We start from the raw sequence: 22,682 nt of genomic DNA, 5'->3' as shown, positions 1-22,682 counted from the left end.
TCAAAGCTCCTTGCGGATATCGACGACGCGCAGGATGGCCGCGACCATCAGCAAAACGACGGCCAGCAGCACGACCGCATTGGCGGCAGCGGCCGGATATTGCAGCAGCGACATCTGGTTCTTCATCATCAGCGCCACCGAAGCGCTCTGGCCACCGGACATCACCTGCACCGTCGAGAAATCGGCCATGACGAGCGTGACGACGAAGATCGTGCCGATCGCCATGCCGGGTTTGGCGAGCGGAATGACGACATTCCACAGCACCTGCCAGCCGGAGGCGCCGGCATCACGGGCCGCCTCGAACAGCGATCGGTCGATGCGCATCAGCGTGTTGAAGATCGGCGTCACCATGAACAGCGTGTAGAGGTGCACCATCGCGAGCACGACGGCGAAATCGGAATAGAGCAGCCATTCGATCGGCTGCGGGATGACGCCCATTTCGATCAGCGTCGAATTGACGAGGCCGTTGCGGCCGAGCACTGGGATCCACGAGATCATGCGGATGATGTTCGAGGTCATGAACGGCACGGTGCAGACGAGGAAGAGGATCATCTGCGTCGAGGTCTTGCGGATGTGGAAGGCCAGGAAATAGGCGACCCAGAAACCGATGACGAGCGTCAGCGCCCAGACGATCGCGGTGAATTTCAGCGTGTTGAGATAGGTCTTCCAGGTTACCCATGAACCGAGCGTGTCGGTGTAGTTCATGGTGAGGAAATCGGGATAGAGGCCGGCGAAGTCGTAGTCCCAGAAGCTGACGACTGCGATCATGGCGATCGGCAGCAGGAAGAAGAAACCGAGAATGGCGATCAGCGGCGTCGCCTGGAGATAGGAGATGGCTGAGGGGGAGAGGCGGAAGGCGCGGCTGCCGCGGCTGTCCTCTTCCGTTTCTGCTGCGATGGTCGCCATGATCGGTTCTCCATTTCCTCATCATGCAGGTCGGGCAAGGAGCCCCCTCATCCGCCTGCCGGCACCTTCTCCCCGCTGGGGAGAAGAGGAATCGCGGCAGCGCCTGGGCCACCGCGAACCTTGCTTTCGAACAGGGAGGGTCAAAAAAGACCCCTCCCCAACCCTCCCCACAAGGGGGAGGGAGTTTCTTTGCCGCACCGCCACCGGGCTCCCTCCCCCTTGTGGGGAGGGTTGGGGAGGGGAAAGCGGCAAACGCCTACGCCGCGATGAACTTGCAGTACGCGACTCCCCTTCTCCCCAGCGGGGAGAAGATGCCCGAAGGGCAGATGAGGGGGCGGAGCGAAGCGACGTCTTGAGCGTCAGCGAAAGACAATGCTGCCCCGCCCCGAAACATCAGGCCGCGATGAACTCGTTCCAGCGGCGGACCATATAGCGGTCTTCGTCCATGACGGAGTTCCAGCAGGCCACAGCGCCCATGCGGGCTTCGAAGGCGCCGCCGTCGCGCACGGCGCCGACCTTCTCCATGACCTTGCCTTCGGGCGACAGGATATCGCCCTGAGCCGGCTTGCCCTCGATCCAGTAGCCCCATTCGTCTGCCGTCATGAAGTTCTTGGCGGTCTCCATGCAGGCAGAATAGTAGCCCTGGCGGTTGAGGTAGCCGCCGACCCAGCCGGATGTGTACCAGTTGATATATTCATAGGCCGCGTCGAGCTCGGCGCCCTTCAGATGCGAGGCAAGGCCGAGGCCGCCGCCCCAGGCGCGGTAGCCTTCTTTCAGCGGCTGATACTTGCAGGCGATGCCCTTGGAGCGGACGGCGGCCACAGCCGGCGACCACATGGACTGGATGACGACTTCGCCCGAGGCCATCAGGTTGACCGACTCGTCGAAGCTCTTCCAGAAGGCGCGGAACTGACCGTCGCCCTTGGCCTTGATCAGGAATTCGATCGTCTTGTCGATCTCTTCCTTGGTCATATTGCCCTTGTCGGCATATTTGATATTGCCCATGGCTTCCATGATCATCGCCGCATCCATGATGCCGATCGACGGGATGTTGAGGATCGAGGTCTTGCCCTTGAACTTCGGATCCATGATGTCGGCCCAGCTGGTGATGTCGCGGCCGACGAGATCCGGGCGGATGCCGAGCGTATCGGCGTTGTAGATGGTCGGAACCATCGTCATCCACTGCGTCGGCTCCTTGGCGAACTTCTTGGAACCCTGCGCCTCGACGAAGCCGACCGTATGCGGCGCCGTACCCTGAGCGATGACGCTGTCCGGCTTCATCTTGCCGTTGATGAACAGCGGCACGATCTTGTCGTAATATTTGAGCTTCTTGACGTCCATCGGCTGCAGCACGCCTGACGGAAACACCTTCTTGGCGATCCAGTATTCGATGTCGGCGATGTCGTAGCTGTCGGGCTGGGTAACGGCGCGCTGGGCGGCGGCGTCGGAATCGGTCGCCGTCATCTCCAGCGTGATGCCGAGATCGGCTTTGCACTTCTCGGCGATGGCATTGATGTTCGAAACACCGGTGCCGAACTGGCGAAGCGTGATGTTCGTCTTCGCCCAGATGGTGGGAAAGCCGGTGATGGCGCCGGAGCCGGCGATGGCGCCGACGGCGGCAGCACCCGTCTTCAGCAGCGTGCGTCGGGACAGGCCCTTCGCAGCCTTGGTCGATGTCGTTTCAGTCGTCATGTCAGTTCCCCTTGTTGTTGACGCGGAAGGTTGGTTGATGGTGGCTCATGCGGAAGAGCGGCCGAGAAGCACGGCGTCATCGAGTTCCCAGCTGAGCGCGACGGTTTCGCCGACGGCGACAGGCCGGGCGAAATAATCGCCATCGTCTGATATGACGGTGAAGTCGTCGCTGCCGGCGCCGACAACGGTGATCTTCACCGAAGAGCCGCGATATTCGACGTTGGAGACGATGCCGTTGAAGCCGAGCGTCCATTCGGTCGCGACCTGCAAGCGCACGCGGTCGGTGCGGATGCCGATATCGACCGGTTCGCCAACCGCCCTGCCCGTCCCGCGCACGGAAAAGCTCTGCCCCTCCGGCACGGTCATGACGAGCACGCCCTCCGCGCTCGATGTCACCCGGCCGGTGAGCACATTGTGATCGCCCATGAAGCGGGCGACGAAGGCGGTTGCCGGCCGCTCGAAGACCTCGCGCGGGGCTGCCGCCTGCTCAATCCGGCCGTCATTCATGATGACCATGATGTCGGCAAGCGCCATTGCCTCTTCCTGGCTGTGGGTGACATGCACGAAGGTGATGCCGAGCGACTTCTGCAGCTTCTTCAGTTCGGCACGCATACGGATCTTCAGGAATGGATCGAGGGCCGACAGCGGCTCGTCGAGCAGCAGTGCCTCCGGATCGGTGATCAGTGCGCGTGCCAGCGCCACGCGCTGCTGCTGGCCGCCGGAAAGCTGGGCCGGACGCCTGCTGGCATAGGACTCCATCTGCATCAGCGTCAGCATCTCGAGCGCCTTGGCCCGCCGCTCCGCCTTGTCGACGCCCTTCATCTTCAGGCTGAAGGCGACATTGTCGATCAGGTCGAGATGCGGGAACAGCGCATAGGACTGGAACATCATCGCCGTGCCGCGCCGGGCCGGCGGAAAGTCGGTGACAACAGTATTGCCGAGCCGGATATCGCCGGACGAAATGCTCTCATGGCCGGCGATCATGCGCAGCGTCGAGGTCTTGCCGCAGCCCGATGGGCCGAGGAAGCAGCAATAGGAGCCGGCCGGAATCTTCAGGCTGATCCCATGGACGGCAGTCGTCGCCCCATAGACCTTCGAAACGGATACTATATCGATCTCTGCCGCTTTCGACATCATGCCTTCCCCTGTTTGGGAGAGAGGATGCATCTGCCGTGCCAATCCGATTTCAGCAGCTCAACCTATTGTAAATCAACGACCTTACCGAAAACGTCCCGGCAAGAGCATATTATGAGCATGGCATCGTCTGCACATCATTTAGGCTATTGTTCGCAATTTACGCAAAAAGTGTATACGATTTCGCCGCTACTTCGGCCACAAATTCCGTTTAACTTTTGCCGCGAAGCCGGATATGGTTTGCCCGTCATCAGGGAACAGAATTTCATGAAATCCGCCGTCAAGGCTCAACAGGCCGAAGACTCCGCCGAAACCGGCGCGCAGCAGATCCGCGACGCCATTCGCGAGGCGATCGTCGAGCGCAGGCTGTCCCCCGGCACCAAGCTTTCCGAAAGCGATGTCGGCAATCTCTTCAACGTCAGCCGCACGCTTGCCCGCGCCGCCCTCCAGGCGCTCTCCTACGAGGGTCTCGTCAGCGTCGAGAAGAACCGCGGCGCCTTCGTCGCCTATCCCTCCCCCGACGAGGCCCGCCAGATCTTTGCCGCCCGCCGCCTGGTCGAGCCGGGCATACTCCGCGAGGCGGCAGCGCGGATCACGCCCGGCGACATCAGCCAGTTGAGACAGCTGCTGCTGGAGGAAGGCCGGCTGATGAGCGAGCGCGGCCAGACGGCGCGGCGCGCCGAGATCAAGGCGTCAGGCGATTTTCATCTGATGCTGGCGGAAATCTCCGGCAATGCGATCATGCAGCGCTTCATGGAGGAGCTTGTCGCCCGCTCGTCGCTGGTGATCGCGCTTTACGGCCAGTCGACGGCCTCAAGCTGCGGCCATTCCGAACATGGCGACATCATCGCGGCGATCGAAAACAACGATCTCGACCGCGCCTGCCAGCTGATGCTGCATCACATCGCCCATATCGAGGCCGATCTCGACCTGCGCGAGCGCAAAAGCCTTGGCCTCAAGGAAGCCTTCGAACTCTGACGGAAGCGCCCGCGCGGCTGCTTTCAGCCACGCCGCGCCGCAGTTACCAGGGCGTCGTCTTCGGCAGGCTGTCCAGGGCCTCGAAAATCTCCTCGGCCGTGCGCGGCTCGCTCGAACGCAGCTTCACCGTCCCGTCATGCCCGATCAGGATCAGCCCGAACTCGCCCGACGGCGGCCCCTGCAGCCGCTCTCTTACATCGTCGGCATCAAGCTCCCAGGCATCGTCGAACAGCGAGAAGGCGCCGCCGCCGGCGATGATGAACACTTCGACATCTTCCTCGATGAGGCGCATATGGGCGTTGCGCAACCATTCGTCTTGGATCACCGCGCGATCGTCCTGCGCATCGGCGAAGATGATCAGCACCCGCTTGTTGTCGCGAAACTGTTCGAGCGATTGCGGAAGTTCCGGCTCACGCCGCGGTGTGCCGATGATTTCTTGAACGATGGATTTCAGCATGGTGCTATTCCTCGCCCGTCATCTTGCTACGGGCTGTGTCTGTCGCATTCCAGCGCCTGCGCGAAGAGGCGCAGAGAACGCGGTAACGCGCTGAATGACTGAATAATTCCCAATCCGGTGCGAATTGGGATCATGGAAATAAACGGCTGGGAATAAGGGAGGTTCCGCCGAAACAGAAAAGGAGCGCAGCCCTAAAGCGTGGCGCGATCTTTCAGATTCGCTTGCCACGCTTTAGGTCCTTGATTCCAGCATGTCGCAATCGCAAAACCGCTGCACACTTTTGCGCGACATGCTCTAAAGCGTGTCGCGATCTTTCAGATTCGCTTGCCACGCTTTAGGTCCTTGATTTCAGCATGTCGTGATTGCAAAACCGCTGCACAGTTTTGCGCGATATGCGTGTGTGTTCCTTTTCCTGTCAGTCGCGGCTTTGGTCTTCGGCCGCATGCGCCGAAACGGCGACGGGATCCGCCGTGCCGTTGGCGAGAAGGCGTTTGCGCACCAGCACGCGCATGACGCGTGCCGCCGTCGAGAAGGTCATCTGGTCGAGCGGACCTTCGCCTTCCCACGGCTTGGTCAGCCGCTCGGTAACGGCGCCGACGATATTCATCGGCACGATGTCGGTGCATTCGCGCATGGCTTCGAAAACGAAGCTGATCGGGATGACCCGTCCTTCGTGGGTCACGATCGGTTCGGTCAATTCAACGTCCCATTCCTCGAAGGCGTAAAGTGCTTCGCGGAACAGCTGCTGGAGGGTAAACGGCGCGTGGCCGTTGTGAAGTGGCGGCAGGGCATTCATCATGTCTGTCTCCTCTTGATGGATTGAAGCCAAAGTCCTCCTGGATCGGTCGGCTTCGACGCGGGGAACGCAGCTTTTTGCCCCTCGCAGACCGAATAACACGATTGATTCTATAGAGTAACGCGCTAGGGATAAAGCCCATTTCTCCGCCGAAACGGAAGCCGTTTGCTTAACGGTATGAAATTCCTGCATGTTTTAGGCGAAATTTTCTCAACACTCGGCATTATTGAAAATCCATGCCAGCCGCGCCCGAGCGTTCCGGAACGGTGCAAAAGGCCGAAAAAACCGTGAAAAATCACGGAACTTTTGCGGCTGTAATCTGTTTTGTTCTCACACTTCGCAAAAGCAGATGGGGTTACCACCAATGACGCAAATCCGTGAACCGGAGCGGCGGGCCAGGGTCCTGCGCGGCCGCCCCTATAGTCTTGACGAATTCGCCTCCAAATATGGCCTGCGCATGGAGCAGGCCGAAAGCCTGTTCACCCGTTTCGGACCTTCCTCGATCGAACTCGATTTGCTGATGGCAGCCAAGCGCCGCGCGCCTGTTCAGCCGGACAGAATTGCCCAATAACACCTTTCACGAACGGAACCGACAGATGAGCGACAGACGCCACGAATGGATCAGCAAGCGGGCCTACGCGATATGGGAAGAACAGGGCCGCCCTGACGGCCGGGACGACGAACACTGGCGCCAGGCGGTTGCCGAGCGCGCCGCGCTGGAACGCACGCAGGCCTCGATCGACGGCCGCGAGGTGCTGGTCAAATTCCGCCCGAAGCCGCCACGGCCGGAACTGCCGCGCCAGGATTGGATCAATCCTTCGACAAAGGTCGGCTGAGCCGGCCATACGATTTAACAATCAGCCCAGCCACACGGCACCACGACCAGCGGGGGCTGGGCGCTTCAACCCACATTTATTGCCGGAGCAGACGCCGGTGGCCGACCCTCGCCCTTCGAGGCCCCTGCGGGGCACCTCAGGATGAGGGCGGAGAGAGGCTGCGGCTTGTGGTCGGCGTACCGTGTGGCGATGGTTAACCCGCGTGTCATGCCGTGTAGAGAAGACTCTGGCTTGCCGCTTCACCCTTCCGGTGAGGCGTGCGGCGCCCTCTCTCCGCCCTCATCCTGAGGTGCCCCGCAGGGGCCTCGAAGGACGAGGTCGGCCACCCGCAGCCCGAAGGCCGGAGCCTCGAAGGACGGGGCGGGTGGCTGGCCGATCCACCGGCAGCCCGATTGCTGCCCGCTCACTCCCCATGCTAGCCTGCCGTCATGGAAGTCACCGTCTACATCCTCCGCTGCAGCGACGGCTCATACTATACCGGCCTCACCAAGCAGGAGATCGAGGCGCGTGTCTGGGAGCACAATGCCGGAACCTATGACGGCTACACCGCCAAGCGACTCCCCGTCGAACTCGTCTTTGCCGAAACCTATGACCGCATCATCGACGCCATCGCCCGCGAGCGGCAGATCAAGGGCTGGTCACGCCGCAAGAAGGAGGCGTTGATTGCCCTGGATTACGAGGCCTTGCCGGAACTGTCGAAACGCGGACCGGTCAGGGCTGAGTGAGGGGGTGGCCCGGGTGGCCGACCCTCGTCCTTCGAGGCCCTTGCGGGGCACCTCAGGATGAGGGCGGAGAGAGAGAGCGCGACCTGCCTCACCCGGAGGCGGAGGGCGAATGCGGCGGGCCTTACCGGAGGGCGGCGAGAGGCTGTGGCGTGTGTCACCGGAGGGCAGAGAGAGCGGCCAGCCTCAGCGGGAGGCGGAGCGGCAAGCCAGAGCCCTTGCCATTGACACCTCACCTCGACCCACCTGCCGCGCGGGCATCCCGCTCAGCCCACCAGCCACACGGCACCACAATCAGCCCTCATCCTGAGGTGCGTAGGCCGAAGGCCGGAGCCTCGAAGGACGGGGGCGGGTGGCTCGGCGCTTTAAGCTTATCCATTGCCGGAGTAGACACGGTGGCTCGTTCTCCGAGGCCCCTGCGAGGCACCTCAGGATGCGGGCGGAGAGAGGCTGCGGCCCGTGCAACCAGAGGGGGGGAGAGAGGGCCCAACCTGTCTCACCGGCGGGCGAGGAGAGCGTAACGAGCGGCGCTCTCGCGGAGTAATGCTTTCCAAGCCGACCGATGGAAATCTCGCTCTTTAGCCAGGAAGTGTCAGTAATGGCACAGTGCAGCCGCTTGCGGGAACGCCAACTGTTCCGGCTCGAAACGTTTCATCAAGCATATTGGCACAAAGACGGGGGATAAGCGCTATCCCCCTCCCCGCCGGCGACATTGCCGCTCGACACCCTCTTTGCAAAATCGGAAACGGGTAGGAATGAAAACCGACTCATGGGCGGAGCGCGGGTTTCATCTCGCCGGGGGGCCGGTTTCGATGCCAGGCGATGCTGTTCATATCGGGGAAAGACTGAAATCGTCCGCCGGGGCAAATCTGTCAGAAAGCCTTGTGTTCCTGGCAAAGCGCCCGATGAACCTCGGTCCAGAACAGCGCCAGCGGACTGTCGCCATTGCGTTCGGCAACGAGGGCGCGGATCAAGGCTTCGGAACCTGCCATGTCCTGCCAGCTGGATTTCAGGCCTTTGGCGGCCTGTTGGCATTCGGCAATCTCGAATGGTCTCGTGCTGTCCATATGAGGCCTCCCTATGAAGGCGCTAGCAGGTGGTGCCCGGATTGTCACTCCCGCATATGTGGGGATGCCTTGTATTTTAGACGGTCCTCACGGTAGGATTGAAGCAATTGGGACGATGGAAATGATCGAGAATACTTACAGCGACAAGTTCGAACCCGCTTTCGAACAGATCAAGGCTGCGCCCAATGTGGATGCCGCCATCCGTATTCTCCAGGCGGAATACGGCCTCGATTTCGTCACCTACCACCTCGCCCAAACCATTGCGAGCAAGATCGATTCGCCCTTCGTGCGCACAACCTATCCGGATGCCTGGGTCTCCCGCTACCTCCTGAACAGCTATGTGAAGGTCGATCCGATCGTCAAGCAGGGCTTCGAACGCCAGTTGCCCTTCGACTGGAGCGAAGTCGAGCCGACGCCGGAGGCCTATGCGATGCTGGTCGACGCCCAGAAGCACGGCATCGGCGGCAACGGCTACTCCATTCCCGTCGCCGACAAGGCGCAGCGCCGCGCGCTGCTGTCGATGAACGCCCGCATTCCGGCCGAGGAATGGGCCGAACTCGTGCGCCGCTACCGCAACGAATGGATCGAGATCGCCCATCTGATCCACCGCAAGGCCGTCTATGAGCTGCATGGCGAGAACGATCCGGTGCCGACATTGTCGCCGCGCGAGATCGAGTGCCTGCACTGGACCGCGCTCGGCAAGGATTACAAGGATATCTCGGTGATATTGGGCATTTCGGAGCACACCACCCGCGACTACCTGAAGACCGCCCGCTTCAAGCTCGGCTGTGCCACGATTTCGGCGGCCGCCTCGCGGGCGGTGCAACTGCGCATCATCAATCCCTAATGCGCGTCGCACAAATTTGATTCATGCGACGCGCTTTAGCCCTTTGTTTTGATGCATGTCGTTATCCCGGAAACCGCTGCACACTTCCGGGCGACATGCATTAGCCCTTTGTTTTGATGCATGTCGTTGTCCCGGAACCGCTGCACACTTCCGGGCGACATGCATGAGCGCATTTCCGCTTTCCTCGATCCACGACCCTGTTTCGCAAGCCAGATTCAAGGCGCTGAAGCGTTGCCGCGCTTCAGCGCCTTGCTTGCGCAGGGCCTAACCCCAACCCTCATACTTTTGGGCTAATCCCCCCATCTGGGGGGGCCCATCTGAGGGAATTTCCGATGCGGCCCGCCTGAACCATTCTGCTCTCCACGAACTGCAAACGCTGGAGGGCAAAATGTTCGTTATCATTCAGGCACATGAGTATCAGAAATACGCTGCCGTACTCGACCAGATGTTCCGCCTGCGCAAGAAGGTCTTCGCCGACACGCTCGGCTGGGACGTTCCCGTCATCGGTCCTTACGAACGCGACAGCTATGATGCGCTCGCCCCGGCCTATCTCGTCTGGTGCAACGACAGCCGCACGCGGCTTTACGGCGGCATGCGCCTGATGCCGACGACCGGGCCGACCCTGCTCTACGACGTCTTCCGCGAGACGTTTCCCGCGGCCGCCGATCTCGTCGCCCCCGGCATCTGGGAGGGCACGCGCATGTGCATCGACGAAGAGGCGATCGCCAAGGATTTCCCGAATATCGATGCCGGCCGCGCCTTTTCGATGATGCTGCTCGCACTGTGCGAATGCGCACTCGACCACGGCATCCATACGATGATTTCCAACTACGAACCCTATCTCAAGCGCGTCTACAAGCGCGCAGGCGCCGAAGTGGAAGAACTCGGCCGCGCAGACGGCTACGGCAAGTACCCAGTCTGCTGCGGCGCCTTCGAAGTGTCGGATCGCGTGCTGCGCAGGATGCGCGCCGCCCTCGGCCTGACCCTACCCCTTTATGTCAGACATGTTCCGGCCCGCTCGGTCGTGACGCAATTCCTGGAGATGGCAGCATGAACCGCCTCGCTGAAACCGCAATGCAGAAAGATATCAGCGCTTTGGAGCGCCACGTGCTCGCATCCCGCGACATCGCCACGCAGATAGGAGATCCCTTCCTCTCCTATCTGCTCTCGATGGCGCTGTTTACGATCTACGAGAAGAAGGCCCATCACGAGAACGAGGCGCTGAAGAGCAGCTTCAGCTGAGGGTGCGGTTCCCTCCGCCCCGCCTGAAGAGGAGCATGGCTCCCGGCGCCTCGCGCGCAGCCGCAAAACCTGTCCCCGTTTTGCGGCTGCGCGCCCCTGTCTTGTCGCCAGGCAATCCAGTCACGTCATCAGGGAATCGATCGTCGTAATCAGCGTATCGTGCATATAGGGTTTCGGCAGGAAGGCGGCGTTGGCGGGCAGCGCCATCGGATCGAGCCGCACCATGCCCGAGGTGATGATGATGCCGATATTCGGCCGCATCGCCCTCACCCGCTTGGCAAGCTGGATGCCGTCCATCGACCCGGCCATATTGACGTCGGTGAACAGGATATCGACATCCTGCCGGCCCTTCAGCACCACCATCGCCTCATCGGCATTCGCCGCCTCCAGCGCCACGTGTCCGACATCCTCCAGCACATCGAGGATATTGAACCGGATCAGCGGCTCATCCTCCACGATGAGCACCACGGCACTGTTCGAAGCCACCATCTGCAAACGCCCTTTTCATGCGGAATCTGATTCGAATAAGTGTCTCCCGCGCAGCAAGGTTCCAGTGCTTTTGCCCGCGAAATACGCATCATCCACAGATGTTGCCCTGCCCGCTTGTAGCTCCCTGCAATTTGGGCTAGAGCGAACCGATGCTGCGGGAACCATTGCCCCGGCATCACGGTGCCGATCTTCGGCGCCACGGCGCCCACCACCGGCGTCAGGGCCTGTAGCTCAATGGTTAGAGCCGGCGGCTCATAACCGCTTGGTTGGGGGTTCGAGTCCCTCCGGGCCCACCACTATATTCTTTAAGATCCTGTTTTTCTTGATGATCTTTGGCCTCACGGTCCCACTTTTTTAGTTTGGCCTCGCAAAGTGGGACATTTTCTCGTTCCGATCAGGCAAAAGAAGCTTCGCACCATTTGCGATAAGATGGCGCACACAAGTTTCACCACGCCGAGGAGACCGATGACACCTGAACAATGCCGCGTCGCCAGGGGCATGAAAGCTTGGTCGCAACAGCAGCTGGCTGATGCCCCAAATGTCGGTCTCTCAACCATTCGGGACTTCGAAAAAAGGTCAGCACACACCGATCTCCAATCACCTCACCGCAGTTCAGGGAGCTCTGGAGGCCGGAGGAATCACGTTCCTCGCAGATGGCCAGCTTGCCGCAGGCCAAGGCGTCTCGTTACGTGTTGAGGTTTGACAAATTTGTAGCTTGGAGAAAAGGGCGGTGTGACTATCAAATCCCAGCACCTGATGCCGCCCTCGACTTTCGGTTGCGTTTCTGATTTTCTCTCTACACGCTGTGCTGGGGAGAGAGCGATGGAAGACGCCTTTTACAATAAACTCGGGAATGATCGCATCACAAGTCGACAAGTGGACGAACTGATCGGACTGGCGCGCGGCTTGGTTGCGGACGGCAACATCAACCAGGCAGAGGTCGAATTTCTCGAAAAATGGCTGGTTGCGAATGCGGGGATCAGTGATCTTCCAATACTCAGCACTCTCTTCTACCGCGTGCGCGATATTCTTTCAGATGGGGTGGTAGACGAAGAGGAGAAAGCTGAATTGCTGGACACTCTCAACCGCTTCTCTAACCGCGACTTTGAACTCGGCGAAACCCTGAAGGCAACCACGTTGCCATTGTGCGCGCCAGCGCCCATTCTCTCGTTCGAGGGGCGAACCTATTGCTTCACGGGCACCTTCAACTATGGGCAGCGTAAGCACTGTGAGGCGGCCGTTACTGAACGCGGCGCCTCGGCCGGCAGCCTCACCCAAAGGACAAACGTTCTGGTGATCGGCATGTACGCGACCGACTCTTGGAAGCACTCATCTTTCGGCAACAAGATCATGAATGCCGTGGAATATCGACTTAAGGGCTTTCCGATCTCGATCGTCTCTGAAGAGCATTGGGTGAGGCATCTCTAGCGAGAGAGGGCAGCATGACGAAGAAACCCGCGATAGCGGTAAGGCATGGACCGATAAGGAGGTGGCGCAACTTAAAGATCTGGCCGCTAGCAATACACCGACGCCGGTTATCGCATTAAAAATGGAAAGATCGCCAGCGGCGATTCAAGCGAAGGTGAGCGCCGAAGGAATATCCCTCAAGTCGACCAATGAAAGTCCTTATAACCGGAAACCCAAAAAGCAGCGCTCGTCCATGAGCTCGATGAAGACGGGGATGTGGGCGGGAACGCGTAGATTTTCCCATGGATAAACATGTGGATTAAACCACGCCCATGCGCACAGGATCAATGATTCGCGTCATAGTGCGACCCGCAGTCACGGAAACGACCGCTCTGACAAAGCGTAATGGTCGCTCCGAGACTGCTGGCGCTACACCCGCTATGAGAGGGACGGCAGCAACCGTCTCTCTCCGCATCTGGCGACACCACCGTGCAACAGATTGCCGGGTGCCGCAACGAAGGAGTTGCGTGAAACGCAACTTTTCCACGGTCGCGGAAAATCGTCCGCGATTCTATATCAGTGCTGGGGGCAAATGATTTTCGCAAAACTCGCCAGGATCGTGGCTTGGATTGTCCTTGTCGGTAGTGTCATGCGGATCATCACCGGCATCGGTATCGCCACCGAAATCCTCGGACCTTATGAGGAAGCTCTGCGCCGCTACGGTGGCAGGGCGGAGAGCTCCGGAGCGATCATCGACCGAGGTGTTTACGCCTTGCTGGTCGCCATCGCGCTTGGCACGCTGGCCGAAATCGGCATCGCGTTGCGACGCTAGAGAGGCTAGGCGGGCCGAGGCCCGCCCCACCATCAGCTCGCCGGAATTACCGGGCTGGATCGGTGTCGAAATCTGGATGTACCGGGTATCGTTTCGAAGCCCCGCGAGCGCGTTCACGTTACCTGTGGTGACTTTTACTGAATCCTACAGCAACGTCGCCAGCGGGAAGCCTATGGCGAGGATGTCCTCGCCGAGCCGCGTTGGCGCGTGCCGGAAGACGAGCGGCTTGAACGGCTCCTCAGCGTTGATCTTGACCAACGCCAGATCGTTCGCCGCGTCCACGGCGGTGCAGATGAATTGGCTGTCAATCCCAGGAGTTTCACGCGGCGGGAGTGGCCCAATACGGCGCTTAGCTAAGCCGCCGCACGACCTCTCTGACCGGCGCTGCCGGACGGCGTGCAGGCCGGGCAGACCAAAATCGGGTGACCCGACTCGGTGCTCGCGACCGTCTATTTCGAACCTTGCATCGAAGGTTTGAGCTTGATCGCCATGCTGATCTGGCCACGGACAGAAATGAAACCGTCGCGGTTGTTGCCGCGTTGCATGTCGACGTTGTTGGTGATCCCGGTGATTTTGCAATCCTCCGCGATTGTCTCCACGACGACTGAGCAGTTCCTCGACGCAATGTCGTATAGCGCCTTCTGGGCTTTTTGGACCTGCTCGCCGACCGGAGCGCTCTGATCAAAGGGCAGCGACAGCGCGATGCTCGACTGAACCGTGATATATCCCTCGGGTATCGCCCCATTTCGTGGGAGTGCGGTTTGGGCAAAAGCGCCGGTTACGGCGAAGGTAAAGACGGTAGCGGCAGCACAAAAACGGGTAGCGATCATCAAATCCTCCATGATCCACTACGCATCGCATAAGGCGATTAACTCTGGCTGATACATTTACCTAAAATTGCACTCGTCGTTACCATTCACCCTTGAAACGATACGGCCACGCGACGGGTCGCCGTTCCGATTCGCATGTTGAATGCGTGCTCCGCCAAGGCCGCGGCAGGCAAAGCCACCTAATAACTGCAAGACCGCCCATCGCTCGGCCTGAACCCATCCGTGCAAGCCGGATTAAGCGGGCGACTTTCCTGATAGTAGCTGCCGTTGATCGACGACGTTTGATCGAGGTCAGGGGACGAAGTGCAGGCCGAAGTGATCGTGGCAAGGCTGATCAGCGTTCCGGTCGCGACAAGTGCGAAAAAGCGGTTCATCTGAGCTTCTCCTTCGGAGGGCTTGGGTTTAGCCCAAGCCCCCAGTCTACCACGCCACGTCGGCGGCCGCCGAGGGTTTATGGTGGCGGAGTGGCCCCGACGGGCTCTTCTAACGCCAATGTGATCATCCACTGTCACATAACTGTCATGCAAAATTGCCCATTGCGACGGCAGCTTGGGCAAAATATATGCTGCCGGCTAACAAAAAAAAGAATGAGTGAAATGCCATGAGTGCCATACAGAAACTTTTCAACCGCAATCTCCTGTCCCGTTTCGTGACCGGTCTCGGTGCTGTTCCCCAGCGTTTTCGCGAAGCCCGCGAAGAACGCAAGCCTGCCATCCATCCCTCTTTCATGGATGATTTCGGCGCTTAATTCAGCGCTGCATCCTTCAGCGGTCACGGCAAATCCGGTTCCGGATGATGTAAGGCTTTCCGCCAGGGATAGCGAAGCAACCACGCGGTTGCGGTCCTAGCCACACAAGCTCCCCACCCTCCGTCGTCCTCGGGCTTGACCCGAGGACCCATAGCCCCAAGTACTGCGTTGGCGTTCGCACTGACAATGGCGACCGCAGCCCAGCAGCTCGCGCGCCGCGTGCGGCATGGATACTCGGGTCAAGCCCGAGTATGACGGAGGGTGGGAGACGCTCCCCTGCCCTCCGTGGGTCTCAGGGCTCGACCCGAGGAACCACGGATGCGCATGCTCAGTTCACCGCGGGCGCTGCCGGTTCACCCCAGCTCGATATCGGTTGACCGCCCTTGGTCGCCACGCGCATATCGTAGAGCGCGAGCGAAGCCTGCAGCTGCCGTATGTCGTTGCAGCGATTGATGATGCCGCCGATATATTGCACGCAGTCGCTGGCGCTGCCCTGCACCGAGCCCGTCGCCCAATCCTTGACGAGGCCGTCGGCGCCGACCAGGAAATAGGACAGTCGGTTGTTTTGCGACACGGTGGAGCTGCCGACCAGGCCGGCGAAATTCGTGCCGGTCTCGGTTTTGGCGGCGGGCGCCATATGCCGGTAGAGCGTCATGCCGTTCGTCAACGGCGTCGCGCCGATCATCGGGCCGTAGGTGGCGTCGGAGCCGGAAAGCCGCGCCATCGGCGACTGGCCGAGATTGGCAATGTCAGTATAGGGTTTGCCCAGCGCATAGCTGGTGAAGGAGCGGTTGGCGGCGTTCTCCGCCTTTTCCGCCACCTGAGAGCAGCCTGCCAGGCCGATGGCGAGGCCGATTGATAGAATTGTGATGAAGCGCATGTTGTCCCCTTGCCGGGCACAGCGTGTCCGGAAGCCCCTGTTTCTTAACCCGCCGTATTTGCTATCAGGTTTGGGGAATTTGGGAAGGTGGTGCGCCGTTGACGAACCCGCAGCAATGGAGAGGCTGTGCCGTGGCCGCCGCCTTTGCCCTGCCGCCACGCAGCCAAAAAACGCACCGCCGTTACCGGCGTCTGGTGGGAGCGTCACCTCGAACTCCCTCATTCCTGTGCCTGTCACAGGAATCCAGCCACCGCGCGTCTGCGCGGTGAATAATCATCGACGTTGAAACAGAGTCTCTCGCGCCCAAGGACTTGGGCGCACTGGATTCCTGTGACAAGCACAGGAATGAGGGAGAGTGACGTGAACGTCTTCCAACCAATCTTCCCGACATGGGGATATCCGGCAGGCTAGAGGGGGATTACACGGCAACGCCTCTCCGCATATTTTTCTCTCCGCGCACCCACGCCCTTCCCTTCCGCCGCAATAGCTTCACAATCAACCGACAGAACGTTCATCCGGGAAACGACAACTAGGGAATGAAACATGGCGCCGCACCTGTCCAAGACTGTTCTGATGACTGCCCTTCTGGCCCTGCCGCTGGCGGCCGTAGCGCCCGTATTGGCGCAGGAGGCAAAGCCGCGCGAGGCGGTGATTTCGGTGACGGGAGATGGCGAATCGTCCATGGCGCCCGACATGGCCGTCGTCACGCTTTCCGTCGTCAAGCAGGCGAAGACCGCCCGCGAAGCGCTCGATGAGAACAACAAGGCGATGAAAGACGTGCTCGGCGCGCTGAAGAGCGGCGGCATCGCCGAGCGCGATCTGCAGACCTCCGGCTTTTCCATCCAGCCGCAATACAACTATCCGCAGCCGGTCGACGGCCAGCAGCAGCAGCCGCAGCTGATCGGCTACCAGACCATCAATTCCATCACCGTCAGGCTGCGCGATCTTGCCAAGCTCGGCCAGGTGATCGACCAGTCCGTCACGCTCGGCATCAATCAGGGCGGCGAGATCCAGTTCACCAACGACAAGCCGGATGCTGCCGTCGAAGAGGCGCGCAAGAATGCCGTCGCCGAGGCGGTCAAGAAGGCGAAGACGCTGAGCGAAGCAGCCGGCGTCAAGCTCGGCCGTGTCATCGAGATCAACGAGAATGAGCCGCGCCCGCTGCCGCAGCCGGCCTATCGCGCCACGATGATGAAGGAAGCCGACGCGGCCGTTCCCGTCCAGGGCGGCGAGACCACCTACCATGTCAGCGTCACGGTGACGTTTGCGATCGAGCCGTGAAATGAAGGCGCCGCGCGTCTGCCCCTCATCCGCCTGCCGGCACCTTCTCCCCGTTCTGACGGGGAGAAGGGGATATGCCGCGACCTCTCCGTCCCCCGCGAACCTCTAGCATGGCACGTCCCCTCGCCCCGTTTACGGGGAGAGGGTTAGGGTGAGGGGCAGCCTTTGGGTCCAAACCCGAGGAAAGAGCGCAGCTGCCATCAAACAAGCTCACAAAAAGAAAACCGCCCTTGCCGATCGGGGAGACTGGCAAAGGCGGTTCTGGCCCGCATCGGAGACGAGGCGGGTATTCCAGCGGATATCAGCGGCGGCGCAGTGCCGGGCAGCCGCGGACGTTGCCGAAGCTCATTTCGTCGGGGCCGCGGCGGGTCCAGCCCTGGACGATGACGCGGCGCGGGGTGATGTCGACGACGCGGGCGCGGCGCAGGCCGTAATCGCGGGCGAGATCTTCGGCGAGCCTGGGATCACAGCCGCGCGGCCGGCGATCGAAGCCCGGAGGCGGACGGCGGTAATCGCGCGGCGGCTCACGCTCCGGATCGCCGATAATGATACTGAACTGCGCAGCGGCCGGGGCCGCGGTGCTGGCAAGGGTGCCTGTTATCAGCATGGCGGCAAGACCCGCCTTTGCCAGAAACTGCATCATCGAAAAACCTTTCGTTTTAAAGTCGGTGCGGCCAAGCCGCTGTCCCCCCATCACGCCTGAGGCATCTCCGGGAATCACTTATACAGATCAGAGAAGAGACGGCTGAAAGTGTCGCCGTCAAGGCAAAATGGCCGGCAAGCCTCGTATCAGCGCTTGCCGGCCGGGTTCGCAACGCGCCGCGTGTCTTTTTGAAACACAAAGGACGCTGCAGCCCGTTCGGACCGGTTCGTCAGCGGCGGATCAGCGGGCAGCCGCGGACATTGGCGAAGACCATCCTGTCCCAGCCGCGGCGGTCACGCCCGGCAACGACGACGACGCGCGGCGACATGCGGGTGATATGGGCTCTGCGCAGGCCGAAGTCCCGCGCCTTGCGCACCGCATGCATCGGCGAGCAGCCGCGGATCGGGCGATGATATTGCGCCTCGACGATGAAACTCGTCTGCGGCCCGGCGGCAGCGGCCGTGGAGATCGTCGCCGGAATGGATGAAAGGGCAAGCACTGCGGCAAGGCAAGCCTTGGTGAGGAAATGCGTCATCAGCTGTCTCCGTCGATTGGTCTTTGTTTTTTCAACCTCTCCCTGAGGGGATTGTCTCGACAGTAAACGCTGCAAGCTGAATGGCGTTCGAACCGGCCATTCAGTTTGCATTCACAAGAAGATGAGCAGTTTTTCGCCCGATGGGAGTCGAGCGATCATTTGCGTCCGGCGCCGCTTTCTCTCAGGAGCCTAGATGCAGCACGATCTCGCGCCGGTGCGGGCGGTCGCGGTGTTCGAAGAGGTAAATGCCCTGCCAGGTGCCGAGCATCAGCCGGCCGCGCGCGACGGGAATGCCGATCGACACCTGCGTCAGCGCCGCCTTGATATGGGCCGGCATATCGTCAGGCCCTTCGGCCCTGTGCACGACCCAGCCCATCGAGGGATCGGAGGCCGGCGGCACGAGGCGGCGGAAGAAGGAAAGAAGATCGCTGCGCACATCCGGATCGGCATTTTCCTGGATCAGCAGCGAGCAGGAGGTGTGGCGCACGAAGACGGTGAGAAGCCCCTCCTCCCGCCCGGAGGCGCCGACGAAGGCTTCCGCCTGGTCGGTGAATTCGTAAAGGCCCTGGCCGCGGGTGGCCAAGGTGAGGATTGTCTGGGGCACGGGCGCTCTCCGTCTCGCAATGATTTCTCCCGCGAGTTGGCGCGCCATGACGGCCGAGTCAATGGCCGGCTCGGCAGGTGACGGCGCCGGTGTCAGAGCTTCAGCAGCGTCTCGAAACCGCCATAGATCATCCGCTTGCCGTCGAACGGCATCTGCCATTGATCGCCCTTGAGCCGCGGATCGGCCATCACCTTGGCATTGATATCGTCGCGCTCCTGCCGGGACCGATAGGTGATCCAGGAGAAAACCACCACCTCGTCCTCCTTGGCCTGCACGGCGCGGGGAAAGGAGGTCAGCTCGCCATAGGGCACGTCGTCGCCGATGCATTCGACATATTCGAGCGCGCCATATTCCTTCCACAGCGAGCCGGCGAAGGTCGAGAATTTCTTGTAGGCCTCGATATTCTCCCTCGGCACCGCCACGACGAAACCATCGACATAGGACATTGCATGTCTCCTCGATCCATCCTCGTTAAAGCGCGTCGCGTCAAATTTTGATTCATGCGACGCGCTTTAACTCTTTGTTTTAATGCATGTCGTTGTCCCGGAACCGCTGCACACTTCCGGGCGACATGCATTAGCGGGGAGAGATAGGGGCTCAGCGAGGCTGGTCCAGGGGTGGAGCGGCAGGCAGGCTTCTCAGGCAGTCACGGCCCGTTCACCAGCTTGAGGATGAGCTGCTGGATATTGCCGCCATCGCCCATTTCGACCTTGTCGAAGTCACGGCCGCGCTGGCGCTGCCGTGCGGAGATCTCGCCGAGGCGCCGCGTCAGTTCGACCCTGATCTTCTTGCAGTCGGGATCGTCGGCAGTGGTCAGGCCGATGCTCGTCGTCTCGATTTCCCTGACCATCTCCTTGATGGTCTCGCCGTGCACCCGCTCATGCGCCGCAACACCCGATATGAAACCGTCCCAGCTGGTTTTGACGGCCGCCGGCAGCGCGGCCGAGGGCTTGGGCAGCGTATAGGTGATGATGAGCTTCGGCTTGTTGGTCGTGATCACGCAGGCGCTGCCCTGCGGCTCGTATTTCCGCGTCCAGGTGAGCTTGAACGTCGTATGCGCGATCACCCGGCCGGCGACCCCGGCCTTCGGCCCGTGCTCGCCGATCGATTCGTAGAGCGCCGCACCCGACATGCCCGAGATCGCATAGGGCCGCACCTCTTCCACCGCCTGCCATCCCTCGGCCAGTGCTGCCGCCGGCAGCGAAGCGAAAACCGCCGCCAACATGCAAGATATGAATTTTGCCCTCACGCGCATCCCCGAACAATGTTTTGGCGCGACCCTAACGGGAGCGATCGAAGCTTTCAACGCGTCATTCATCGGGGAACAATTGTCTTCACCGGTGATTTCTCCTCTGACGCGCAGGAAAGAACATGGCTCGCTACTATTTCGATCTGCACAATGGGGAAGGTCCAACGCGCGACGAGCACGGCACCGAGCTGAAATCGCGTGAAGACATTCCAAAAGAGGTGACCCGCATCCTGCTGGATGTGGCCCGCGACGAACTGCCCGCGGGTGATCGCTTGACGATCGCCGTCACCGTCCGCGACGAAAGCGGCGAACCGGTCACGGTCGCCAGCCTCGTCTTCAGCAATGAATGGCTCGACGTCCTGCGATAACGGCTGGCGTCGGCCCGCCTCAGAAGGTACCGGCTTCCGGCGCCTCAGAAGGTACCGGCTTCCGGCGAGGCCATTTCCTCGATGCTGTCGACGCGGTCGGGATAGAAGGCGAGATGGCCCTTGATGTTGCTGACGGCGGCATTCGGCGCCTCATAGGTCCAGACGGCATTCTCGGCGCGTTCGCCGCCCGGAATGATGCTGTAATAGGCGGCGTCACCCTTATAGGGGCAATGCGTGCGGTGATCGGTGCGCTGCAGCAGCGACATGTCGACATCCTTGCGCGGAATATATTGCACCGGCGGATAGGAGGCTTCGCGCAGCGTCAGCGCGTCGCGGCTGTCGGCGATCGTCCTGCCGCCGAGCGTGACGACGACGCGGCAGGGATTGTGCTCGACGGTGATCGGATGGTCCGGCCCGGGGATCTTGATCGATTTATCTGACATGCGGTTGTCTCCAGAAGCGATCGATCCCGGGAAGATAGGGCGGGCAGGCCGCCGGCCCAAGGTGTGAACGCTCCGTCCCGGGCGCGATCCGCTTCAGAATTCGAAACGCGGCGATGCTGCGCTGAGCAGCGCCGCTTTCGGCGCCGCCGGCCAGGCCTTCGCCAGCTGATCCGCGAGCGTTGCCACCAGCCTGCCGATATCCGCCTCGGCCGAGGCATGCAGCGCCTCGGCAACGATCAGCGCCGACCGCGTCGTCTGCCGCACCGCCGATAGCCCGCTCTGCCGGTTCGTCCAGCGCCGCGCATGCGCGCTTCCCCCGCCATCGGCGAAGATCACCTCGTTCGGTTCGGGATGTTCGATGTCGCCGCCGAAGGTCAGATAGGTCTCGTCACCCGTCGCCGGCCGGACCTCGAGATCGCCGGCGATCTTTTCGACATCGAAGACGGCAATGGGAATGGCGAAGGCGAGCGAGACCGCATTGCAGAGGTCGACGAGCGGATGCAGGCGCGGCAGCGCGTGCTCCTGGCGGAAGCGGCGCAGCAGCGCTTCGGAGGCCGAGCGATATTGCGTCGGCTTCAGCCCCATGCGGGAAAAGCCGCGCCGCCAGGCCTGGATCTCCGGAAATTCGCTTTCCTGGGCGCCGTCAAGCCGGGCCTCGGCAATCGCCCCGAAGCTTGTTATCGCCGCCTCGACATCCACATCGGCATCGATGCCGGTGGCATGGAGCGCGCCGGCGCGGAGCGCGGGAAAGGCCTGCCACAGGGCGGCGGAATGGTTGAAACGCATGGGCTATCTCCCCTCGGTCGGTTGGGTTGCGGTGCGATTGCCAGCCAGGCCGAGCCCGAGCACCGCCGCAAGCACGCAGGCAATACCGGCAAGCTGGCTGAAGCCGACCGGCTCGCCGAGGGTGACGAAGGCGAGCAGGACGGCGGACACCGGCGCGAGCGCGGTAAAAAGCGAGGCTTCCGTGCCGCTCACCCTTTCGGCCCCCGCATACCAGAGCAGGAAGCCGGCGACGGTCGGCACCAGCGCATAATAGCCGACGGCCGCCGCAGCGCTTGCGGACAAGCCCTGGGCCGAAGGCGCCTCGAAGACGGCCGGAATGACGGCGACGGCAAAGCCGATGCCGGTCATCAGCGTCGATTGGGCAAGCGGCGGAATATCGGCGGTCAGCCGCTTGTTCAGCAGGATGAACAGCCCCTCGCAGACGACCGCCAGCAGGATCAGCGCATTGCCGGCGAGCGACCCACCGGCCGCCTTCGGCGTGAAGGCGATCGAAGACACCCCGGCGGTCGCCAGCGCCACGGCGAGAAGCAGGGCGGGCTGCGGCCGCTCGCCAAGCAGCAGGATGGAAATTGCCGCCGAGACCACCGGCAGCGTGCCGATGATGACCCCGGCATCGGCCGCCGAGGTCAGGCTGAGGCCGGAGATCAGCAGCGTCGTATAACCGACGCTGCCGGCCCCGGCCTGGATGAAGAGGATCAGGCGGTCACGGCGGGAGAGCTTCGGCAGGCGCACGCCGGTTGCCCGCATCAGCACGAGAAAGACGGGGAAGGCGAGCGCGAAGCGCGCAGCGGTGGCGGAAAACGGCGGCAGGCCGGCGGCGATGAGCTTGCTCGCAATGACCGTGCTTCCGACCGTCAGCATGGCCAGCGTCAGATAAATGTAACCTTGAACCTGTCTCGACATTCCGCAT

The 22,682-nt window shown here is 61.5% G+C and carries 30 protein-coding genes, 1 tRNA gene and 1 pseudogene; 13 read left to right on the top strand and 19 right to left on the bottom strand.

Translation table 11 applies throughout. The annotated features are described in order from the left end of the window. From CO671_RS04480 to CO671_RS04465, 3 genes are all read right to left on the bottom strand, one after another. Positions 1-906: an ABC transporter permease gene (locus CO671_RS04480; RefSeq protein WP_097604784.1), complete on the bottom strand. Its 906-nt coding sequence runs from the start codon at positions 904-906 to the stop codon at positions 1-3. 393 nt (positions 907-1,299) lie between these two features. Beyond that, positions 1,300-2,598, bottom strand: a complete 1,299-nt coding sequence (locus CO671_RS04470; protein WP_097604779.1) for a PotD/PotF family extracellular solute-binding protein — start codon at positions 2,596-2,598, stop codon at positions 1,300-1,302. A 45-nt stretch (positions 2,599-2,643) separates the two neighbouring features. Beyond that, entirely contained in the window at positions 2,644-3,732 is a 1,089-nt protein-coding gene (locus CO671_RS04465) for an ABC transporter ATP-binding protein (protein ID WP_097604776.1), read from the bottom strand. Positions 3,733-3,999: 267 nt separating this feature from the next. On the opposite strand from CO671_RS04465, the gene CO671_RS04460 reads away from it, so the two are divergent. Next, the gene (locus CO671_RS04460) at positions 4,000-4,710 is read left to right on the top strand and encodes a GntR family transcriptional regulator (RefSeq protein WP_097604773.1); all 711 of its coding nucleotides are present in this window, start codon (positions 4,000-4,002) and stop codon (positions 4,708-4,710) included. 43 nt (positions 4,711-4,753) lie between these two features. Here the strand turns inward: CO671_RS04460 and CO671_RS04455 are convergent, their stop codons facing one another. Together CO671_RS04455 and CO671_RS04450 are read right to left on the bottom strand one after the other, a co-directional pair. After that, positions 4,754-5,167 (bottom strand): DUF4174 domain-containing protein, encoded by a 414-nt coding sequence (locus CO671_RS04455; RefSeq protein WP_097604771.1) that lies wholly within the window; start codon positions 5,165-5,167, stop codon positions 4,754-4,756. A gap of 415 nt (positions 5,168-5,582) precedes the next feature. Further along, positions 5,583-5,966 (bottom strand): hypothetical protein, encoded by a 384-nt coding sequence (locus CO671_RS04450; protein WP_010030041.1) that lies wholly within the window; start codon positions 5,964-5,966, stop codon positions 5,583-5,585. A 361-nt stretch (positions 5,967-6,327) separates the two neighbouring features. On the opposite strand from CO671_RS04450, the gene CO671_RS04445 reads away from it, so the two are divergent. The 3 genes from CO671_RS04445 to CO671_RS04435 all read left to right on the top strand — a co-directional run bounded on the left by CO671_RS04445 (position 6,328) and on the right by CO671_RS04435 (position 7,524). Then, positions 6,328-6,534 carry a hypothetical protein gene (locus tag CO671_RS04445; protein WP_010030042.1) on the top strand — a complete coding sequence of 69 codons (207 nt, stop codon included), beginning with the start codon at positions 6,328-6,330 and terminating at the stop codon, positions 6,532-6,534. 25 nt (positions 6,535-6,559) lie between these two features. Continuing rightward, positions 6,560-6,799, top strand: coding sequence for a DUF2934 domain-containing protein (locus tag CO671_RS04440; protein WP_064684264.1), 240 nt, complete (start codon positions 6,560-6,562; stop codon positions 6,797-6,799). 428 nt (positions 6,800-7,227) lie between these two features. Then, on the top strand, positions 7,228-7,524 hold the full coding sequence (locus CO671_RS04435) for a GIY-YIG nuclease family protein (RefSeq protein WP_097604768.1): 297 nt from the start codon (positions 7,228-7,230) through the stop codon (positions 7,522-7,524). A gap of 869 nt (positions 7,525-8,393) precedes the next feature. Here the strand turns inward: CO671_RS04435 and CO671_RS04430 are convergent. After that, the gene (locus tag CO671_RS04430) at positions 8,394-8,588 is read right to left on the bottom strand and encodes a hypothetical protein (protein ID WP_097578720.1); all 195 of its coding nucleotides are present in this window, start codon (positions 8,586-8,588) and stop codon (positions 8,394-8,396) included. Positions 8,589-8,709: 121 nt separating this feature from the next. Between CO671_RS04430 and CO671_RS04425 the strand changes: the two genes are divergently transcribed. The 3 genes from CO671_RS04425 to CO671_RS04415 all read left to right on the top strand — a co-directional run bounded on the left by CO671_RS04425 (position 8,710) and on the right by CO671_RS04415 (position 10,677). Continuing rightward, entirely contained in the window at positions 8,710-9,435 is a 726-nt protein-coding gene (locus CO671_RS04425) for a LuxR family transcriptional regulator (protein ID WP_097605073.1), read from the top strand. Positions 9,436-9,823: 388 nt separating this feature from the next. Further along, positions 9,824-10,489 carry an acyl-homoserine-lactone synthase gene (locus CO671_RS04420; protein ID WP_037140360.1) on the top strand — a complete coding sequence of 222 codons (666 nt, stop codon included), beginning with the start codon at positions 9,824-9,826 and terminating at the stop codon, positions 10,487-10,489. Then, positions 10,486-10,677 (top strand): hypothetical protein, encoded by a 192-nt coding sequence (locus tag CO671_RS04415; protein ID WP_064684267.1) that lies wholly within the window; start codon positions 10,486-10,488, stop codon positions 10,675-10,677. The genes CO671_RS04420 and CO671_RS04415 overlap by 4 nt, the downstream gene beginning before the upstream one ends. A gap of 120 nt (positions 10,678-10,797) precedes the next feature. On the opposite strand, the gene CO671_RS04410 is transcribed toward CO671_RS04415, so the two are convergent. Further along, a complete protein-coding gene (locus CO671_RS04410; RefSeq protein ID WP_064684469.1) occupies positions 10,798-11,166 on the bottom strand; it encodes a response regulator in 369 nt (122 codons plus the stop codon). Positions 11,167-11,386: 220 nt separating this feature from the next. Here CO671_RS04410 and CO671_RS04405 point away from each other — a divergent pair. From CO671_RS04405 to CO671_RS04385, 3 genes are all read left to right on the top strand, one after another. Continuing rightward, positions 11,387-11,462, top strand: a tRNA-Ile gene (locus CO671_RS04405). Between the two features lie 526 nt (positions 11,463-11,988). Further along, positions 11,989-12,594, top strand: a complete 606-nt coding sequence (locus CO671_RS04395; RefSeq protein ID WP_097604766.1) for a BRCT domain-containing protein — start codon at positions 11,989-11,991, stop codon at positions 12,592-12,594. 628 nt (positions 12,595-13,222) lie between these two features. Continuing rightward, positions 13,223-13,405 carry a hypothetical protein gene (locus CO671_RS04385; protein ID WP_245424949.1) on the top strand — a complete coding sequence of 61 codons (183 nt, stop codon included), beginning with the start codon at positions 13,223-13,225 and terminating at the stop codon, positions 13,403-13,405. Positions 13,406-13,444: 39 nt separating this feature from the next. Here CO671_RS04385 and CO671_RS04380 read toward each other — a convergent pair. The 3 genes and pseudogenes from CO671_RS04380 to CO671_RS34115 all read right to left on the bottom strand — a co-directional run. Further along, a pseudogene (locus CO671_RS04380) lies at positions 13,445-13,687 on the bottom strand (serine protease); the annotation flags it as partial. Positions 13,688-13,854: 167 nt separating this feature from the next. Further along, entirely contained in the window at positions 13,855-14,235 is a 381-nt protein-coding gene (locus tag CO671_RS04375) for a hypothetical protein (RefSeq protein WP_097604764.1), read from the bottom strand. A gap of 179 nt (positions 14,236-14,414) precedes the next feature. Continuing rightward, positions 14,415-14,609 carry a hypothetical protein gene (locus CO671_RS34115; protein WP_097604762.1) on the bottom strand — a complete coding sequence of 65 codons (195 nt, stop codon included), beginning with the start codon at positions 14,607-14,609 and terminating at the stop codon, positions 14,415-14,417. A 227-nt stretch (positions 14,610-14,836) separates the two neighbouring features. Between CO671_RS34115 and CO671_RS33640 the strand changes: the two genes are divergently transcribed. Then, positions 14,837-14,983 (top strand): hypothetical protein, encoded by a 147-nt coding sequence (locus tag CO671_RS33640; protein ID WP_004677729.1) that lies wholly within the window; start codon positions 14,837-14,839, stop codon positions 14,981-14,983. A gap of 328 nt (positions 14,984-15,311) precedes the next feature. On the opposite strand, the gene CO671_RS04365 is transcribed toward CO671_RS33640, so the two are convergent. Next, positions 15,312-15,863: a hypothetical protein gene (locus CO671_RS04365; protein ID WP_097604759.1), complete on the bottom strand. Its 552-nt coding sequence runs from the start codon at positions 15,861-15,863 to the stop codon at positions 15,312-15,314. Between the two features lie 543 nt (positions 15,864-16,406). Between CO671_RS04365 and CO671_RS04360 the strand changes: the two genes are divergently transcribed. After that, complete coding sequence (locus CO671_RS04360) at positions 16,407-17,144, top strand: SIMPL domain-containing protein (RefSeq protein ID WP_097604756.1); 738 nt, start codon at positions 16,407-16,409, stop codon at positions 17,142-17,144. A gap of 301 nt (positions 17,145-17,445) precedes the next feature. Here CO671_RS04360 and CO671_RS04355 read toward each other — a convergent pair whose 3' ends face one another. The 5 genes from CO671_RS04355 to CO671_RS04335 all read right to left on the bottom strand — a co-directional run bounded on the left by CO671_RS04355 (position 17,446) and on the right by CO671_RS04335 (position 20,244). Further along, entirely contained in the window at positions 17,446-17,787 is a 342-nt protein-coding gene (locus CO671_RS04355; RefSeq protein ID WP_039621117.1) for a hypothetical protein, read from the bottom strand. Between the two features lie 229 nt (positions 17,788-18,016). Then, entirely contained in the window at positions 18,017-18,322 is a 306-nt protein-coding gene (locus CO671_RS04350) for a hypothetical protein (RefSeq protein ID WP_038690266.1), read from the bottom strand. Between the two features lie 181 nt (positions 18,323-18,503). After that, positions 18,504-18,926 carry a secondary thiamine-phosphate synthase enzyme YjbQ gene (locus CO671_RS04345; RefSeq protein WP_097604754.1) on the bottom strand — a complete coding sequence of 141 codons (423 nt, stop codon included), beginning with the start codon at positions 18,924-18,926 and terminating at the stop codon, positions 18,504-18,506. Between the two features lie 92 nt (positions 18,927-19,018). Next, complete coding sequence (locus CO671_RS04340) at positions 19,019-19,372, bottom strand: DUF1428 family protein (RefSeq protein WP_097604751.1); 354 nt, start codon at positions 19,370-19,372, stop codon at positions 19,019-19,021. A 200-nt stretch (positions 19,373-19,572) separates the two neighbouring features. Then, the gene (locus CO671_RS04335; RefSeq protein WP_097604749.1) at positions 19,573-20,244 is read right to left on the bottom strand and encodes a DUF922 domain-containing protein; all 672 of its coding nucleotides are present in this window, start codon (positions 20,242-20,244) and stop codon (positions 19,573-19,575) included. A gap of 53 nt (positions 20,245-20,297) precedes the next feature. Here CO671_RS04335 and CO671_RS04330 point away from each other — a divergent pair, with 53 nt between their 5' ends. Continuing rightward, complete coding sequence (locus tag CO671_RS04330; protein ID WP_097604746.1) at positions 20,298-20,543, top strand: hypothetical protein; 246 nt, start codon at positions 20,298-20,300, stop codon at positions 20,541-20,543. Positions 20,544-20,587: 44 nt separating this feature from the next. On the opposite strand, the gene CO671_RS04325 is transcribed toward CO671_RS04330, so the two are convergent. From CO671_RS04325 to CO671_RS04315, 3 genes are all read right to left on the bottom strand, one after another. After that, complete coding sequence (locus tag CO671_RS04325) at positions 20,588-20,986, bottom strand: DUF427 domain-containing protein (protein ID WP_010026790.1); 399 nt, start codon at positions 20,984-20,986, stop codon at positions 20,588-20,590. 93 nt (positions 20,987-21,079) lie between these two features. Then, positions 21,080-21,772, bottom strand: a complete 693-nt coding sequence (locus CO671_RS04320; RefSeq protein ID WP_097604744.1) for a phenylalanine--tRNA ligase beta subunit-related protein — start codon at positions 21,770-21,772, stop codon at positions 21,080-21,082. Between the two features lie 3 nt (positions 21,773-21,775). Next, the gene (locus tag CO671_RS04315) at positions 21,776-22,675 is read right to left on the bottom strand and encodes a DMT family transporter (RefSeq protein WP_097604741.1); all 900 of its coding nucleotides are present in this window, start codon (positions 22,673-22,675) and stop codon (positions 21,776-21,778) included. Positions 22,676-22,682 lie beyond the last annotated feature (7 nt).

This window comes from Rhizobium sp. M10, assembly GCF_002531955.1.
In the GTDB taxonomy this organism is placed as follows: Bacteria; Pseudomonadota; Alphaproteobacteria; order Rhizobiales; family Rhizobiaceae; genus Rhizobium; species Rhizobium etli_C.
The sequence above is the reverse complement of the archived record's forward strand: the minus strand, read 5'-3'. Positions and strand labels throughout refer to the sequence as shown.